General features: G+C 59.0%; 14 protein-coding genes. 12 read left to right on the forward strand and 2 right to left on the reverse strand.

Annotation, left to right across the window (positions count from 1 at the left end; all coding sequences use genetic code 11):
* Positions 1–215 (forward strand): hypothetical protein (locus LJE91_17355; protein MCG6870429.1); only part of this gene is annotated, 215 nt, incomplete at its 5' end.
* Positions 212–733, forward strand: coding sequence for a peptidylprolyl isomerase (locus LJE91_17360; GenBank protein ID MCG6870430.1), 522 nt, complete (start codon positions 212–214; stop codon positions 731–733). The genes LJE91_17355 and LJE91_17360, both read left to right, overlap by 4 nt.
* 244 nt (positions 734–977) lie before the next feature.
* Here the strand turns inward: LJE91_17360 and LJE91_17365 are convergent, their stop codons facing one another.
* On the reverse strand, positions 978–1,853 hold the full coding sequence (locus tag LJE91_17365; GenBank protein ID MCG6870431.1) for a hypothetical protein: 876 nt from the start codon (positions 1,851–1,853) through the stop codon (positions 978–980).
* Between the two features lie 704 nt (positions 1,854–2,557).
* Between LJE91_17365 and LJE91_17370 the strand changes: the two genes are divergently transcribed.
* Entirely contained in the window at positions 2,558–3,757 is a 1,200-nt protein-coding gene (locus LJE91_17370; protein MCG6870432.1) for an acetate kinase, read from the forward strand.
* A gap of 119 nt (positions 3,758–3,876) precedes the next feature.
* On the opposite strand, the gene LJE91_17375 is transcribed toward LJE91_17370, so the two are convergent.
* Entirely contained in the window at positions 3,877–4,092 is a 216-nt protein-coding gene (locus LJE91_17375) for a molecular chaperone DnaK (GenBank protein ID MCG6870433.1), read from the reverse strand.
* Between the two features lie 171 nt (positions 4,093–4,263).
* Here LJE91_17375 and LJE91_17380 point away from each other — a divergent pair, with 171 nt between their 5' ends.
* From LJE91_17380 to LJE91_17420, 9 genes are all read left to right on the forward strand, one after another.
* Positions 4,264–6,657 carry a phosphoketolase family protein gene (locus LJE91_17380; GenBank protein ID MCG6870434.1) on the forward strand — a complete coding sequence of 798 codons (2,394 nt, stop codon included), beginning with the start codon at positions 4,264–4,266 and terminating at the stop codon, positions 6,655–6,657.
* A gap of 89 nt (positions 6,658–6,746) precedes the next feature.
* Positions 6,747–9,239: a glycogen/starch/alpha-glucan phosphorylase gene (locus tag LJE91_17385; GenBank protein ID MCG6870435.1), complete on the forward strand. Its 2,493-nt coding sequence runs from the start codon at positions 6,747–6,749 to the stop codon at positions 9,237–9,239.
* A gap of 41 nt (positions 9,240–9,280) precedes the next feature.
* Complete coding sequence (locus tag LJE91_17390; GenBank protein MCG6870436.1) at positions 9,281–9,487, forward strand: hypothetical protein; 207 nt, start codon at positions 9,281–9,283, stop codon at positions 9,485–9,487.
* An 86-nt stretch (positions 9,488–9,573) separates the two neighbouring features.
* The gene (locus LJE91_17395; GenBank protein ID MCG6870437.1) at positions 9,574–9,768 is read left to right on the forward strand and encodes an alpha/beta hydrolase; all 195 of its coding nucleotides are present in this window, start codon (positions 9,574–9,576) and stop codon (positions 9,766–9,768) included.
* 423 nt (positions 9,769–10,191) lie between these two features.
* Positions 10,192–10,428 carry a hypothetical protein gene (locus LJE91_17400; GenBank protein MCG6870438.1) on the forward strand — a complete coding sequence of 79 codons (237 nt, stop codon included), beginning with the start codon at positions 10,192–10,194 and terminating at the stop codon, positions 10,426–10,428.
* A 424-nt stretch (positions 10,429–10,852) separates the two neighbouring features.
* Positions 10,853–11,227, forward strand: a complete 375-nt coding sequence (locus tag LJE91_17405; protein ID MCG6870439.1) for a CoA-binding protein — start codon at positions 10,853–10,855, stop codon at positions 11,225–11,227.
* 1,255 nt (positions 11,228–12,482) lie between these two features.
* Complete coding sequence (locus LJE91_17410; protein ID MCG6870440.1) at positions 12,483–13,367, forward strand: hypothetical protein; 885 nt, start codon at positions 12,483–12,485, stop codon at positions 13,365–13,367.
* A 297-nt stretch (positions 13,368–13,664) separates the two neighbouring features.
* Positions 13,665–15,056, forward strand: coding sequence for a hypothetical protein (locus tag LJE91_17415; GenBank protein ID MCG6870441.1), 1,392 nt, complete (start codon positions 13,665–13,667; stop codon positions 15,054–15,056).
* Between the two features lie 11 nt (positions 15,057–15,067).
* Positions 15,068–15,304 (forward strand): rhodanese-like domain-containing protein, encoded by a 237-nt coding sequence (locus tag LJE91_17420; protein MCG6870442.1) that lies wholly within the window; start codon positions 15,068–15,070, stop codon positions 15,302–15,304.
* Positions 15,305–15,586 lie beyond the last annotated feature (282 nt).

The raw sequence follows: 15,586 nt of genomic DNA on the forward strand, positions 1-15,586 counted from the left end.
GCGCCTTGATGACGAACGATCCCGGCGCGGCGCTGTCCCTGCTTTGCTTGGGCACCGGTCTTGGGCTTCCTGCCCAAGCCGTTCACTGCTTCGCAGCTCACCCGGCGCAATCTGGTACGCCATTTTCCGGCAATCGCCTAAATACGTTATCGATCGATTTCTATATCGTATCTAGCGTTTTGGCGTACGCAGCAGACATCGTGGTTTTACTATGACAGATATCATCAAACAAGTTGTCGCAGACAACAAGTTCGTCGAGCTCACCTATAAGGTCATTGACCAGAAATCCGGTAATGTTCTCACTGAGGTTGAATTTCCGCTGGGTTATGTTCATGGTGTGAGCGAGGTCCTCGCACCGGCCGTTATGACGGAACTCGAAGGAAAGGCCGCTGGCGATATCATCGAGGTGCCGATCGATTGTAACCAGTTATATGGACCGCGGGACGAGTCGCTCGTGATAACCGACTTAATCGACAACGTGCCAGGAGAGTACCGTGAAGTCGGCACTGCCATTCTGATGGAAAACGACAAGGGGCAGACGAAGAGTTTTCTCGTAACTCGGATCGATGACAAGACAATCACGATTGATGGCAACAACCCGCTGTGTGGCAGAGAGGTCGTTTTTCGGCTCGAAGTACTGACCGTACGTGACGCAACGGAGCAGGAGATCGAATCCGGAGGAAGTGTCGAGGCGGGTCCGGATGTCGGGCAGCCCATGATCAAACTGGATTGAAATGATCCCTGCCTGCAAGACGGCCGTGTCTCGCAAGTGATGAAATGACGCGGGCCTCTTCGCTTGGATCAGGTTGACTAACGCCATCTACGCTTGACCCACCCCCAGAATCAACCCATTCTGGGGCGTATCAACGGTAGTGATACGAGCCTTCGGTCCACGAAAATGGAAACTACGGTGAGGCGGAATATCTGTGAACCCGTGAATGGCGGTGTGCGCAGTCGACGTCTCCGTGCGCCTGAACTCAACGCCTTTCTGTCTGCAGCGTGTTGTTTGCCACCGCCTTGCGCAGACGCGCCTCTACGCGGATTGCTGCCATAAGTTTGTTGTCGACAATGGTGGGATACAGGGGGTAAAAGCGCTCCACTTCGAGTGCATGTTTCCTGGCTGCCAGTTCAAGTCGTGATCGATCGTCGTTACCCAGGCCGTGCAGCATGAGCAGGCGCGGAGCTTGTCTGGCGATGTACCGCTGACAGAGTCGGTGTTGATCTTCTTCTTCCCATTGCTCTGTGACCAGATAGGGTGGAAAGGAAACGGATTTCTCCTCGCATATTCTGTTGAACCAGGCGGCCCGAGGACGCTGTCCTGCACGCTCACAGACCAGTCTTTCAAGTCGATAGTTTACAGGCGGCATATGGTCTCGTTTCTCGTCGGCAGTGAGTTCGATCGCCATCATCGAGGCTGGTAGGGCTGTCCATTCCGCATGGGATGGGGAGGCTGGTATATCGTCCTGCCTGGTGCAAGAGTAGATCAGAGCCAACGGGGTGCCTTCTCGGGCGTCCAGCAGCCAGTACTCGAAATGATCCAATGCCGGAAAGGGAAGACTCAAAGTAGTAAGGAATTCGGAGAGTTCCAGGATCCTTTCGTCCACACTGCCGATGTCGAGGAATGAGGGCAGGGAAAAACGTTGGATATCGCTGGCCCGGATCATCGCAACAGGGATGTAGCTTTTCCGGATCGGACGCTTCTGTTCACGCCCTTCATCCGTGCTGTTTGAATTGAGAAACTGTATTTCCCAGTTTTTACCGTCCAGTGTCAAGGCCCGGGTCTTTTCGGATTCAACGATTTGAACCTGACCGGAGTAGGGAGGGAGCAGGCGCTTGGAATAGGAACGTATCATGGGCCTTCCTATAGTTCGACCAGCTGTATGTGGTACGACGCTTTCAATGTCCTGGCGAGCGCGATTCTTAAGATAAGGTCAAGTACATTAATTTGGCAAGCAAACACCCGACATTCGGTCAGTATGTCGCTGCGTGCATGGCAATGGGCGATCCATTCGGAAAGTTCGGAGAGGGGATTGAATGTAGGCGTTGCTTCGGTCTCCTCGGGCGACTGTGTTGTATAACGGTATTGCGAACATATCGTATTGTCGTTACGAATGGCTTGCACTTGCCGACCCATAAGATTCACCAATGTTTTTGAGTTCGGTGAGATTTCATGGGTTCACATGACCTTTTCCCGGTGATCTGGTTCTCGTGGTCCAGCACACTCGAAGGACTTGACCTTTCCTGATTGCCCCCAAGCTTCAGCCATGCTTAGGCGATTTCTGTCAAATGACATACCATCCTGCTTGTCTTTGTCGTTCGTCCTCTGTGTTGCGATAACCGGTTCATAGTTCGACGATGCGTCTGTTGTCGTGCCTTGATGACGAACGTAAATCCGGCGCGATCTGGTAAAACATTTTCCGGCAATCGCCTAAGTGATTTCCGGTTACGTGAATATGACGCTTTGACGTGCGGGGAAGCGGTCGTTTATTCTTTCTATCCCCCCTGGGGAAAATGACGGGAAATACGGTACTTGGCGGGGAGGGGAACGGACTTTGCCATGAAGATCCTTGTCATCAACTGCGGCAGCTCCTCGATCAAGTACCAGTTGTTCGAGAGCGACGGCTGGCATGTCATGGTGAAGGGGGGAGTCGATCGCATCGGCGAGCCGATGGCGGAATTTAGACAGATCTGGTTCCAAGGTGACACCGTCGAAGAGCGTTTGAAGGAATCCCTGCACATCCCGGATCACCGCCGGGGACTCCAGCGTGTCATCGAGGCCCTGTACGACGCCGGACCGCTCAACGAAGCCGCGGAACTCGGTGCCGTCGGGCACCGGGTGGTCCACGGTGGAGAACGCTTTCATTCTCCGGCGCGGATCGACGCTGCCGTGGTCGGGGCAATCCGCGAGACCGTACCCCTGGCGCCGCTGCACAATCCCGCCAACCTGGACGGCATCGAGGTGACGCGGTCCCTGCTGCCCGGGATCCCGCAGGTGGCGGTGTTCGACACCGCGTATCACCAGACAATGCCGCCGGTCGCCTGGCGCTACGCGGTGCCGCTCTCACTGTACCAGGAGTATCGCGTGCGCCGCTACGGGTTTCACGGAACCTCGCACCAGTACGTTGCCCGGCGTGCCGCGGAGTTCCTGGGCCGACCGCTTGCCGACTGCAATCTGATCACCCTGCATCTGGGAAACGGTGCCAGCGCGACGGCGATCGCAGGGGGGCGCAGCGTGGATACCTCCATGGGTTTAACACCTCTGGAGGGACTTGTGATGGGTACACGCGGCGGCGACATCGATCCGGGCGTGCTCGTCTACCTGTCCAGGAATGCGCAGATGAACATTGACGACCTGGACGATCTGCTGAACCGCCGCAGCGGCCTGCTCGGGGTCTGTGGGGTCAACGACATGCGCGAGATTGTGCGGCAGGCCGAGGCGGGCCAACAGGATGCCCGTCTGGCAATCGAGCTGTTCTGCTACCGGTTGAAGAAGTACATCGGTGCCTACCTGGCAGTCCTCGGCCGGGTGGACGCCCTGGTATTCACCGGAGGTATTGGGGAGAACAGTGCAGAAATCCGTGCTCGAGCTTGCGATAACCTGGCGTCGTGTGGCATCGTCATCGATTTGGAGGCCAATCACTCTGCGCAGCGGACCGAACGTCGGGTCTCGCCTGACGGTAGCCGGGTCGCCGCCCTTGTTATTCCCACCAACGAGGAGCTCGAGATTGCCCGCCTGACACTGGCGACCCTGGATTGAGCACCCACAGCCCCGGCGTGTTTGCGACCGGTTCGTCACGGCCGATACAACCTCCGGGGCACCCTGTTGTCGACTTCAGAGTTTTTCCGTTCGCGGTGCGCCGCTCCAAACGCACCGTCCTAGCGGCTGGATTCGCGAAGGTTCTGGCAGGGTACGTCGCGTACCGCGCCCGGCAGGTATTTTCGCCGGTCGGTAGGGATTTCGCCACCACGGTCGATACAGCAGTCACTCCCGCTGCCGTTCTTCACCTTGTTACGAATCTGCCGGATTCGCCCTTCGGTTTCCACCTCGACGTGGGCCTGGGCCATATCGATGCTGTCGGCAAATCTCTCCATTGACAGTTCTTCCGATTACCCGCAACACAACGGAGTATGCGCGGCGGGTGTTGCGAATCGATGACTGCCAAGACGCGATCATCCTTTCGTCACAAGTGAGAAACATTCGAGGTCTAATGTGACGTGATCGACCGAAACACCATTGACGAGACACCACCGGAGGATTCGAACATGGCGACTGCTGCGGCTGATTTCCTGTCCAACGAAGGCCCGCTGACCCGGGAAGCACTCGCAAGGATCGATGCTTACTGGAGGGCCTGCAACTATCTCGCGGTCGGCATGATCTATCTGCAGGACAACCCCCTGCTGCGTGAACCTCTGAAGGCCGAGCACATCAAGAAGCGGCTGCTGGGACACTGGGGCGCCAGTCCGGGGCTCGCCTTCATGTACGTACATCTGAACCGCCTGATCGTCGAACAGGATCAGGAGACGATTTTTCTCGCCGGACCGGGGCACGGTGCGCCGGGCGTGCTCGCGCCTGTCTATCTGGAGGGCACCTACGCGGAGATCTATCCGGACAAGAGCGAGGACGAGGAAGGGATGCGGCGCTTCTTCAAGCAGTTCTCGTTTCCCGGCGGCATTGGCAGCCATTGCACCCCCGAGACCCCCGGGTCCATTCACGAGGGCGGTGAGCTCGGTTACTCCATCTCGCACGCCTTCGGCGCCGCGTTCGACAACCCGGAGCTGCTGGTGGCGGTCGCTGTGGGCGACGGCGAGGCGGAGACCGGGCCGCTGGCTACCGCCTGGCATTCCGCCAAGTTCCTGAATCCGATCCGCGATGGGGCGGTGCTGCCTATCCTCCATTTGAATGGCTACAAGATCAACAATCCCACGATCCTGTCGCGGATCCCCAATGAGGAACTTGCGGAGCTTATGCGCGGTTACGGCTGGATGCCCCATTTCGTCGAGGGGGACGATCCGCCGATCATGCATCAGGCCATGGCGGCCACCCTCGATCAATGTCTGCGCGAGATTCGCACCATCCAGGGGGAGGCCCGCTCCTCGGGCGAGGCCACGCGCGCCCACTGGCCCATGATCGTGCTGCGCACCCCCAAGGGCTGGCGGGGTCCGGAGAGCGTGGACGGCAAGAAGGTGGAGGGTTCCTGGCGCGCACACCAGGTCCCGCTTGCCGGAATCCACGAGAACCCCGCGCATCTGCGGCAGCTCGAAGAGTGGCTACGCAGTTTCGAGCCGTCGGAGCTTTTCGACGAAAACGGCAGTCTGCTCGCCGAGATCCGGGGCATTGCTCCCCGAGGTACGATGCGCATGAGCGCCAACCCTCATGCCAATGGTGGGTTGCTGCGCCGCGCCCTGCGCATGCCCGACTTCCGGAACTACGCCCAGGAGGTCACCAAGCCCGCCCAGACCAGCGCGATGAACACCAAGCCGCTCGGGGCGATGCTGCGCGACGTCATGGCCCGGAATATGGAGAACTTCCGCGTCTTCGGCCCCGACGAGAACACCTCGAACAAGCTGGATGCGATCTACGAGGTCTCGAAGAAGCTCTGGCTCGCGGAGTACCGGCCCGAAGATGCTGATGGCGGGGAGCTGGCCCCGGACGGGCGGGTCATGGAGATGCTTTCCGAACACACCCTGGAGGGCTGGTACGAGGGCTATGTCCTCACCGGCAGGCACGGTTTCTTCGCCACTTATGAGGCCTTCGCCCACGTGATCGACTCCATGTACAACCAGCATGCGAAATGGCTCGCCATCTGCGAGGAGATCCCCTGGCGCGCGCCGGTATCCTCGATCAACCTGCTGATCACCTCGACCGTCTGGCGCCAGGACCACAACGGCTTTACCCACCAGGACCCGGGATTCATCGACGTGGTGGTCAACAAGAACCCGGAGGTCACGCGGATCTATCTGCCGCCGGACGTCAACTGTCTGCTGTCGACCGCCGACCACTGCCTGCGCAGTCACGATGACATCAACGTCATCGTCTGCGACAAGCAGAATCACCTTCAGTATCTCGACATGGACGCCGCCATCAGGCACTGCACCAAGGGGCTGGGCATCTGGGACTGGGCGAGCAACGACCAGGGCTCGGAGCCGGATGTTGTCATGGTCGGATGCGGCGACATCCCCACCAAGGAGGCTCTGGCGGCGACCGCGATGCTGCGCCAGCATTTTCCGGATCTGAAAGTCCGGTTCATCAACGTGGTGGACCTGTTTCGGATGACCCCCGCCGGCGAACATCCCCATGGTCTCTCCGACCGGGACTTCGACAGCCTGTTCACCAAAGACAAGCCCGTGATCTTCAACTTCCACGGCTATCCCTGGCTGGTCCATCGGCTCGCCTACCGGCGCACCAACCACCGGAATCTGCACGTGCGCGGCTACAAGGAGAAGGGCAACATCAACACCCCGCTCGAGCTTGCCATCAGTAACGAGATCGACCGCTTCAGTCTGGCCATCGATGTCATCAACCGGGTTCCGCGCCTTCAGGTGGCCGGCGCCCACGTCAAGGAGATGCTTCGGGACAAGCAGATCGAATGCCGGAACTACGCCCACACCTTCGGCATCGACGATCCTGAGGTCGCGGACTGGACCTGGCCCTATTGAGTCTGTGGGGTTGCTGGACCCGATCGCGCCGAATAACCGCTAACGGTTCGGGTGCGAGCGATACCGAACAAGTAAAGAGGATGCAATCGATGAGTGCGATCATGAAACCGGGCAAACCCGATGTGGTGCGCGAGCACACCCGGGTCGGCTTGTCACGCGAAGTCCTGAAACGGGCCTGGATCGATAACCTTTTCTATGTCCAGGGTCGCTTTCTGGAGGTCGCTACCCCTCGGGATCTCTATATGGCGTCCGCCTATACGGTCCGCGACCGCTTGCTGGCGCGATGGGTCAAGTCGGCGCAGACCTACAAGAAGACCAACGCGCGAACGGTGTGCTATCTGTCCGCCGAATACCTGCTGGGTCCCCACCTGGTCAACAATCTGATTAATCTCGGGATCGTCGAGGAGGCCCGTGAGGCCGGTAGGGAACTCGATCTGGACTTCGAGGCCATCGTGGAGCAGGAGGTGGAACCCGGTCTTGGCAACGGCGGGCTCGGGCGGCTCGCAGCCTGCTACATGGACTCGCTGGCCACGTTACAGATTCCGGCTATCGGCTACGGGATCCGCTACGAGTTCGGCATCTTCGACCAGGTCATCGAGGACGGCTGGCAGGTCGAGCGAACCGATGTGTGGCTCCGCGACGGAAACCCCTGGGAGATCCAGCGACCCAAGCTTCGCTTTCACGTCGGGTTTGGTGGCCACACCGAACACCACCGGGACGACGGCGATCTGCGGGTTCACTGGGCGCCGGAGCAGATCATCAACGGTGTCGCGTACGACACGCCGATCCTGGGATATGGCGTCGATAACGTCAATCTTCTGCGGCTCTGGAAGGCCGAGGCCACCGAGTCGCTGAACTTTCAGGTCTTCAACACGGGTGATTACTACGGGGCGGTTCAAGAGAAGGTCAAGGCGGAAAGCATCTCGAAGGTCCTCTATCCGAACGACGAGCCGGAGGTCGGCAAGGAACTGAGGTTGAAACAGCAGTATTTTTTCGTGACCTGCTCCCTGCAGGACATGATCCGGATACAGCTAGGCGTGACAGGGTCGCTGGAAGGTTTCCACGAGAAATACGCGGTCCAACTGAACGATACCCATCCGACGATCGCGGTGCCCGAACTCATGCGTCTTCTGGTCGATGAGCATCACATGGGTTGGGACCAGGCCTGGGAGATTACCCGCAACACCTTCGCCTACACCAACCACACCCTGTTGCCCGAGGCCCTGGAGACCTGGTCGGTGGACCTCTTTGCCCGTCTGCTGCCGCGGCATCTCGAGATCATCTACGAGATCAACCACCGCTTCCTCGACCAGGTAAGGATGCGCTTCCTGGCCGACGAGGCGCGGATCGCGCGCATGTCACTGATCGACGATCGGAACGGACGCAAGGTGCGGATGGCCAACCTGGCGACCGTGGGCAGCTTCGCGGTCAACGGGGTGGCCGCGATGCACTCGGAACTGGTCAAGAACACGATCCTGAAGGACTTCTACGAGATGTGGCCTGAGAAGTTCCACAATGTCACAAACGGTGTGACGCCGCGGCGGTTCGTGGTGGTCAGCAATCCCCGGCTGGCCAAGTTGCTGACCCGACGCTGCGGCAGCGATCAGTGGATCCGTGATTTCGGTTGCATCAGCGTGTTGGAGAAGCACGCTGAAGATGCGGGTTTCCGCGAAGAGTGGAAGCAGGTCAAGACCCAGGCGAAACAGGACCTCGCGAAATGGCTGGGGTCGCATGCCGGTGTTGCCGTCGATCCCGAGACCCTCTTCGACGTGCAGGCCAAGCGAATCCACGAGTACAAGCGTCAGCATCTCAATGTGCTGCACATTATTACACTCTACGAACGCCTGAAGTCGAACCCGAACCTCGAGATTCCTCCGCGCACCTTCATCTTCGGCGGTAAGGCCGCCCCCGGATACTTCATGGCGAAACTGATCATTAAGCTCATCAATGCCGTGGGGGAGGTGATCAACCACGATCCGCAAGTCAATGGTACGCTTCGGGTCGCCTTCATGCCCGACTTCAGCGTCAAGAACGGTCAGCGCCTCTATCCGGCCGCGGACCTGTCCGAGCAGATCTCCATGGCCGGCAAGGAGGCCTCAGGCACGGGTAACATGAAGTTCTCCATGAACGGGGCCCTGACCATCGGTACGCTCGACGGGGCAAACGTGGAGATCCGAGAAGCGGTCGGCGAGGAGAACTTCTTCCTGTTTGGCCTGACCGCTGAGGAGGTTCGCCAGCGCCAGGCCGAGAGATACCATCCTTGGTCGTTTTACGACCAGAATCCGGAACTCCGATCGGTTATCGACCTCATCAATTCCGGGCTGTTCTCACATGGCGACACGGAACTCTTCCGTCCGATCACGGACAATCTGCTGCACGACGACCCCTTCATGGTCCTGGCGGACTATGCGTCGTACGTGGAACGGCAGGGTGACGTGGATCAGGCGTGGCGTGATCCGGCGCTGTGGAACCGCATGTCGATTCTGAACGTCGCGCGCATGGGCAAGTTCTCGTCGGACCGGTCTATCCAAGATTACCGCGAGAATATTTGGAAGGTCGATCCGGTCCCCGCTCGGATCTAGCCCGCGCGGCAGGCCATTGGCGACAGTGGCGGGAAGCAGAAATGGCTCCAGACGGTATATGGCCGCGGGTTCAGGTTCATCGGTACCGTTCGGGTCGTGTCGTCGACCGGGAACCCGTGGTCGACGCGGCGGGTCTCGAACGATTCGCCCTGTTCGGCATCTCACAGGGCTGTGCGTCTCCGTGGAGTATGCCGTTCGCCATCCCGGACGCGTCACCCGAGCAGATGAACTGGTTCAATGAACTGTAGCGCAGCACGGTCTCGGCTGAGCATGCCGCCCGGTTGCACAACGAGTTCGGAGAGATCGATGTGTTCGGCGCCTGTCGAGCGTCCGGGTGCCCAATCTCGTACTTCACGCGCGCAACGACGCAGAGAACCCGCTGGAGGCGGGGCGCGCGTTCGCCACCCACATATCCGGTGCCCGTTTCGTCACCCTGGAGAGCGAGAACCATATCAGGCTGGCGCAGGAACCGGCATTCGAGCGCCTCGTCAACGAAATCGACCTTTCCCTCGGCGAAGATGTCAACTGATTGCGGCAATCGGACAGTCCGGAGATCGTCCCCGCTCCGAATGCCCAGGGCCGATCATCGTCGTCGCGATCGTGGAGGGGGCGTCGTTTACCAGGATGCTGCGAAAGTTATCAGGAGTTGTCCATAGGAATGAAGGTATTGCTTGATGAAAAGCTCGCGCCGGATACCTAGGCGCTGTTCGCCGCCGCGGCGCGGCATCATCGTCAAGATCACCGAATACGGCAACACCTACGAGGCTGCAAACCTGACCAAGCGCTTGCTCATCTACGTACTGAGCAAGTCCTTCCAGAGGCGCGATGCGCAGGAGGCGCTGGTTCTGAAGGACGTCGCGTCGATCGTTCCAGATTCTTATACCGGGTTAGAACTGGCGGACAAGACCGTTGGGCCGATCGGCTGCGGCAGGGTGGCCCAGGGACCCTGGCCATGCAGATTGAACCCCGCAAATGCGTGCTTGGCTACGACAGCCACCCGGAGGTGGTATACCGCAATCACCATCTCACCAACCCGCTGGAGCTGCCGCCGATCGAGTACTGCCAGTTCCAGGAGATCGCGCAGGAGGCGGATGTGGTCAGCCTCCATACCAGCGGCAGCGAGAAGATCCTGGGCATGGAAGAGATCTATCGCTCGGACCGCAAACCGTTCATCGGCGATACGTCGTGAAGCGAGGCCTGCCGTCGTTCCGACCTGCTGTCGGCGCTGCGTGAAGAGCGTATCCAGGGCGCGGCCTTTACCGTTCCCGATGGAGACCTGCGCAAGGGGGTGGTGGAGAAATCACTGGAGCCTTTTCTCTCCTTCGGCAATGTCGTGATCGCCCCCAGCATGGGAAAACCGACCGGCGAAGCGCGCCTGAAGCACTCCCGCAAGCTCGCACGCTCGGTCATCGGGAACCTGCTGAGGCAAGACCGTTCCCTGACGGTAAATCCGCCGAAGACATTCGGTGGCCGGCAGAGCAGCGCTATCCGCTCGCCGTGCGTTCACGCCGGGTGTCGGCACCGTTACGACTTTGACGATTCGGGTTCTTCCAGTGGTGTAAGGGAAAACCGACATTGCCGATTGTGCGCCAGGTGTGCGATTCTCTATCGTCATGGAGCCCAAAGATCATCACGTTGCCGTACTGGGGGCCAGCCCCAAACCACAGCGGTATTCGAACCTGGCCATTCGCTTGCTGAAATCGAAGGGCTATCGGGTCAGTCCGGTCAATCCGGCCTTTGCGGAGATCGAGGGTCTTGCCACGTATCATTCGCTGCGGTTGATCGAGGAATCCGTGGATACGCTGACGCTCTACGTCAGCCCCAGGCATATCGAGCCCATGATCGAGGACATCGTGAGGTTGCGCCCTGCAAGGGTGATCTTCAATCCCGGCACCGAGTCCCGCGTGCTGGAGCGTCGACTTGCCGGGGCGAGCATCCCCCATTTCGATGCCTGTACCCTGGTGATGTTGCGCACCAACACCTTTTAGGCGATTGCCGGAAAATGACATACCAGCTTGCGCCGGATTTTCGTTTGTCATCAAGGCGCGACAACAGGCGCATAGTCGAACTATGTGCCTGTTGTCGCAACACAGAGGACGGACGACAAAGACAAGCAGAATGGTATGTCATTTGACAGAAATCGCCTTAGTCCTTCATTTGCGGGCCCCGGCAGTAGGTTTGTGCGGGCGCCGCCAACCTGTGGGCCTTCCGGGTCTACTTCTTCCTTCCCAGTTCCGCATCTCCAGGGTGCGCTGTCCCGCGGCCACCGGCGTCCCTTTCAGTTCGAAGCCCGAGGCGCCCGAGTCTTGGCTCTGGCCCGTATTCAGGGTTTCAGGCAGGGGCTGTAGCTGGCTGAGGCCCCAGAGCAATGGATCAGATAATCTGGTCGTTTACCCCGATGATCTGGGACGGTGGTCCCGGGGCGCTCGCAACGTCTGCTTGCGTCGTCACTCCATCCTGCCATTCAGGCAGGTCCACGTCACGCCAGACGTTGGTGCCCCCCCCTGTCCGATTCGTGTCACACAGCCGGAAAGCAGGGTGTGTAACGGCCAAAGCATTAACCAGGGTCTGGAAGAGACGGATATCGCAGCACACCGTCGGTTGCGGGACCAGAGTACTGTCACGTTATCCGCTATGCTCAGGATTGGAGATATTCTTCTTCCATTGCACTCGGCTATCATCAGGTTCATGGGGCTGCGTAGTAATGCCTTACTGCGCCTTGCCATGAAAAAATCGATCAAATACGCATCCTTGCCCATATTGATGTAAAACACTGTGCGAGTGATAGTGCATGACGGGATGCAATAACTAATGAAACCCGCCAAATGAATATGGCATGTTGCGGGTCGATCTGTGCTTCGAACACAACTGTAAGGGGGTTGTATGGGAAATGAAACGTCATCTGTGCATGGCCGTCGACCCGCATCGCGCAACTGCGGGTTCAGTTTCACCCGAATAGCTGCGGTTGGCGATACCGCTCCGGACGGGAGCGGCACGTACACGGGCTTCGCAGGGCTTCCGGCCACCAGCGGCGACAGTATTGCTTTCATTGCCCGGGAGTCGTCCGGGAGGCAAACAATCTATGTCGACAGCGGGGGCGCCCGCCAGGCCGTAGTCGATTCGAATGCGCCGGTTCCCGGCGGTACCGACGCATTTACCGGTTTCGGAAACCTCTGTCTGGATGGGCCGGATCTTCTGTTCCTGGGGAGGGGAGGTTCGATCCAGCTCTCCGGCAGCGAAGTCATGCAGCAGGGTGTCTATGTCTATGCCGATGGCGTAGTTCGTACGATCGCCGACATCAATACGCCTGTGCCCGGAGGGAGCGGCAACTTCCGTTTTCCCACTGCTGCCTGGATAGCAGATGGATTCGTCACCTTCACAGGCTCGGATGAGGCGCAGTCGCAAGGCGTCTACGGTCATGGCCCGTCGGGGATACTCATCGTGGCCGACTCCAGCATTTCGGTGCCAGGCAGAACCGATAGGTTCCAAGCCTTTGGCTTGCCCACGACAGATGGAAAGAACGTAGCTTTTCAGCATCCGGATTTGCCCGATACGGGAATCTATATTCGATATGGGACGTCGATCGAAGTGCTTGTGGATACGCATACGCCGATTCCAAACGGTGGCGGCGCTACTTTCAAGGCAGTTGGTGATCCGCACGGTCTGCTAGGCAAGGTAACTGTCTTCAACGGTTTCGGAGGGGAATCGAATACCGAAGGGGCCTACGAGTATCGAGGTATCTATTGCTCGCAAGACGACACATTGTCGGTTATCGCAGATGCGAACACCCCGATTCCAGACGGCCAGGGAAACTTCTACAGCTTTCCACTAAACGCGAACGTAATGGATCCCACTACCGGAGACGTGGCGTTCGAGGGGGAGGACGAGGTTTCATGGGGACGCAATCCGGAACAACCTTCTCCGGCTCCCGGACAGAAGGGAATCTTCATGGATTGCGCAGGTCGACTCCATAAGGTGATCGACCTTACGGATACCCTGGACGGTAAACCCCTGACGGACGTGAGCCTTGGAAATCGAGGGCTGAGTGGCAACCAGTTGGTCATTAGCGCCACCTTTGTGGATGGCAGTTCCGGGATCTATTGTGCGACGGTGAACAGGTCTCCGTAATTTCCCCCGAGATACTGAGCCAGACCGATGCTGCCTATAACGGTACCGCGAAACCGGTGGTTCAGGGGATCCGCGGAGGACGATCAGGCGCTAACGGAACTTCGGTTATGGCGATAGCAGGTTCAACTGCGCTTCGCGGGCAGGCATGCTGTCATGTCGCGAGTACGGGGGGATCGAGTTGCACGAGGACGATCCTGGTGATTCCACCCTTGATACGGGACGTTCCAGGCCTTGCACAGACAATACCCTCTGACCATTGGTTTGGGTACTCGAATGCATCACGAGACATTGCCTTCGGTGCATCGAGAAGAAACGCTAGGGCCGATTCGGCACCGGTATTCCCGCAAAGCCGTCGGCCGTCCCGAATTGGTGACGATCTTTGTTCTTGCGCTGGTTGTACTGATGCCGGCCCAGGTTTCCGCACAAGTCGTCGCCCTGGACAAGGGCCAGTCGCTTTACGAGCCACGGACCGGCTGGCTGCCCTACATCTTCGCGACCCCCTCGCTGGGTGCAGCCATCGGCGCGATCGGATTCAAATCCGGATTCCGTCAGCCTCAGAGCAGCGTGTTCGGCACGGCATTCGTTACGTCGAACAAGTCCGCGCTGGTATCGGGCGGTCTGTTCAACTACCGTTTGGCGGACAGCCGCTTCTTTGTGGATTCGTTTCTGCTCCTGGATCACTTTACCGATCAGCGTTTCTATACCGACATCGATCAGACACCGACGATCCCGCCGGCGGGCTCCAACAACTCGAACGCCAACGATTTCGTCTCGGGAATCAGTAACGAGGTGTCGTTCTATCTGAACCTGAAGTACCAGCTGCCCATCGGCGGCATCAAGGATGACCCGGTCGCCGTCTATCGCCTGGACGAGGGGCTGCTGCGTACGGGGCCGAAGGGGGGTGAGACGTGGAACCCCCTGTCCAGCGGGCAGACCACGGTCGGAACGCGGTTCTTCTACACCTACCGGGACCTCTACGACTTTTCCTACGGGCCGAATGAGCAGAATCCTAGCGAAGAGCTGCTGGCCGCGAGGACCAACGGGCTGAAATTCTGGTTCGAATACAACAACACCGATTTCCCTCGCAATCCCGCGCGCGGCAGTCGCCAACTGTTCATCGTGGCAAACGATTTCGGCTGGCTCGACAGCGACAACAGCTGGACGAACCTGGAGGCGGAGTTCAGTAAATACTACGATCTGGGCACATCGGGCTGGTTCCAGCAGCAGGTTCTGGCGTTGGATTTCTGGACATCGAACACCCCCACCTGGCAGGTTGACCCGGAAAACGACCAGATCGTGACCCATCGTCCGCCGCCGAAGTACGGGTCGGAGCTCGGTGGCTGGGACCGTCTGCGTGCCTATCCGACGGGGCGATACAGCGACAAGTCTGCCGTTTACTATGCCGCGGAGCTGCGCCTGATTCCCCGCTACCGGCCGTTTCGAGAGTTATCGCTGCTGGATTATTTCCAGATCGACTGGTGGCAGGTTGTCCCTTTTGTCGAGGCCGGCAGAGTGGGCCCGGACTACGACTCGGACCTGTTCTACAAGGACCTGAAGTGGGACGTCGGGCTCGGTATCCGGGCGATGGCATTTCGCGCGGTGGTGCGGCTCGATATGGCGTATGGCAAGGAAGGGGCGGCCGCCTGGGCCATGATCGAACAGCCATTCGCGCGGCAGAGCGATCCGTAGTTGAACGGCCAATTCGATGCAGGACCGATACGTTCGATGTCCGTGAACCCCGGGAGTACGCGGCGGCGCACATCCCGGGTGCGATCAACGTGCCGCGCGGCATTATCGAGTTCGCGATCTGGCGATACGTGGGGTTTCCTGAGGCGACCAACCACGACATCACTAGCTCTACTGCCGCACCGAAAAACGCTGTGCCCTGGCGACACGGTCTTTGCAGGACCTCGGCTTTACCAATCTCACGAGTGTGAACATGCACCTGCGGGACTGGCTCAACAAGGGCCATTCACTGGAATTCGGTTTGGAGTAAGGAGACGGATAACGCTCCGCCCAAGAGAGTACGAAAGCGCTCTGGGCCGTTACCAAAGGCAATGCAAGGGCTAAGGCGATTTCTGTCAAATGACATACCACCCTGCTTGCCTTTTCGTCCGTCCTCTGTGTTGCGACAACCGTTGCATAGTTCGACTATGCACCGGTTGTCGCGCCTTGATGACGAACGAAAATCCGGCGCGATCTGGTATGCCATTTTCCGG

It is taken from the genome of Gammaproteobacteria bacterium (genome assembly GCA_022340215.1).
In the GTDB taxonomy this organism is placed as follows: Bacteria; Pseudomonadota; Gammaproteobacteria; order JAJDOJ01; family JAJDOJ01; genus JAJDOJ01.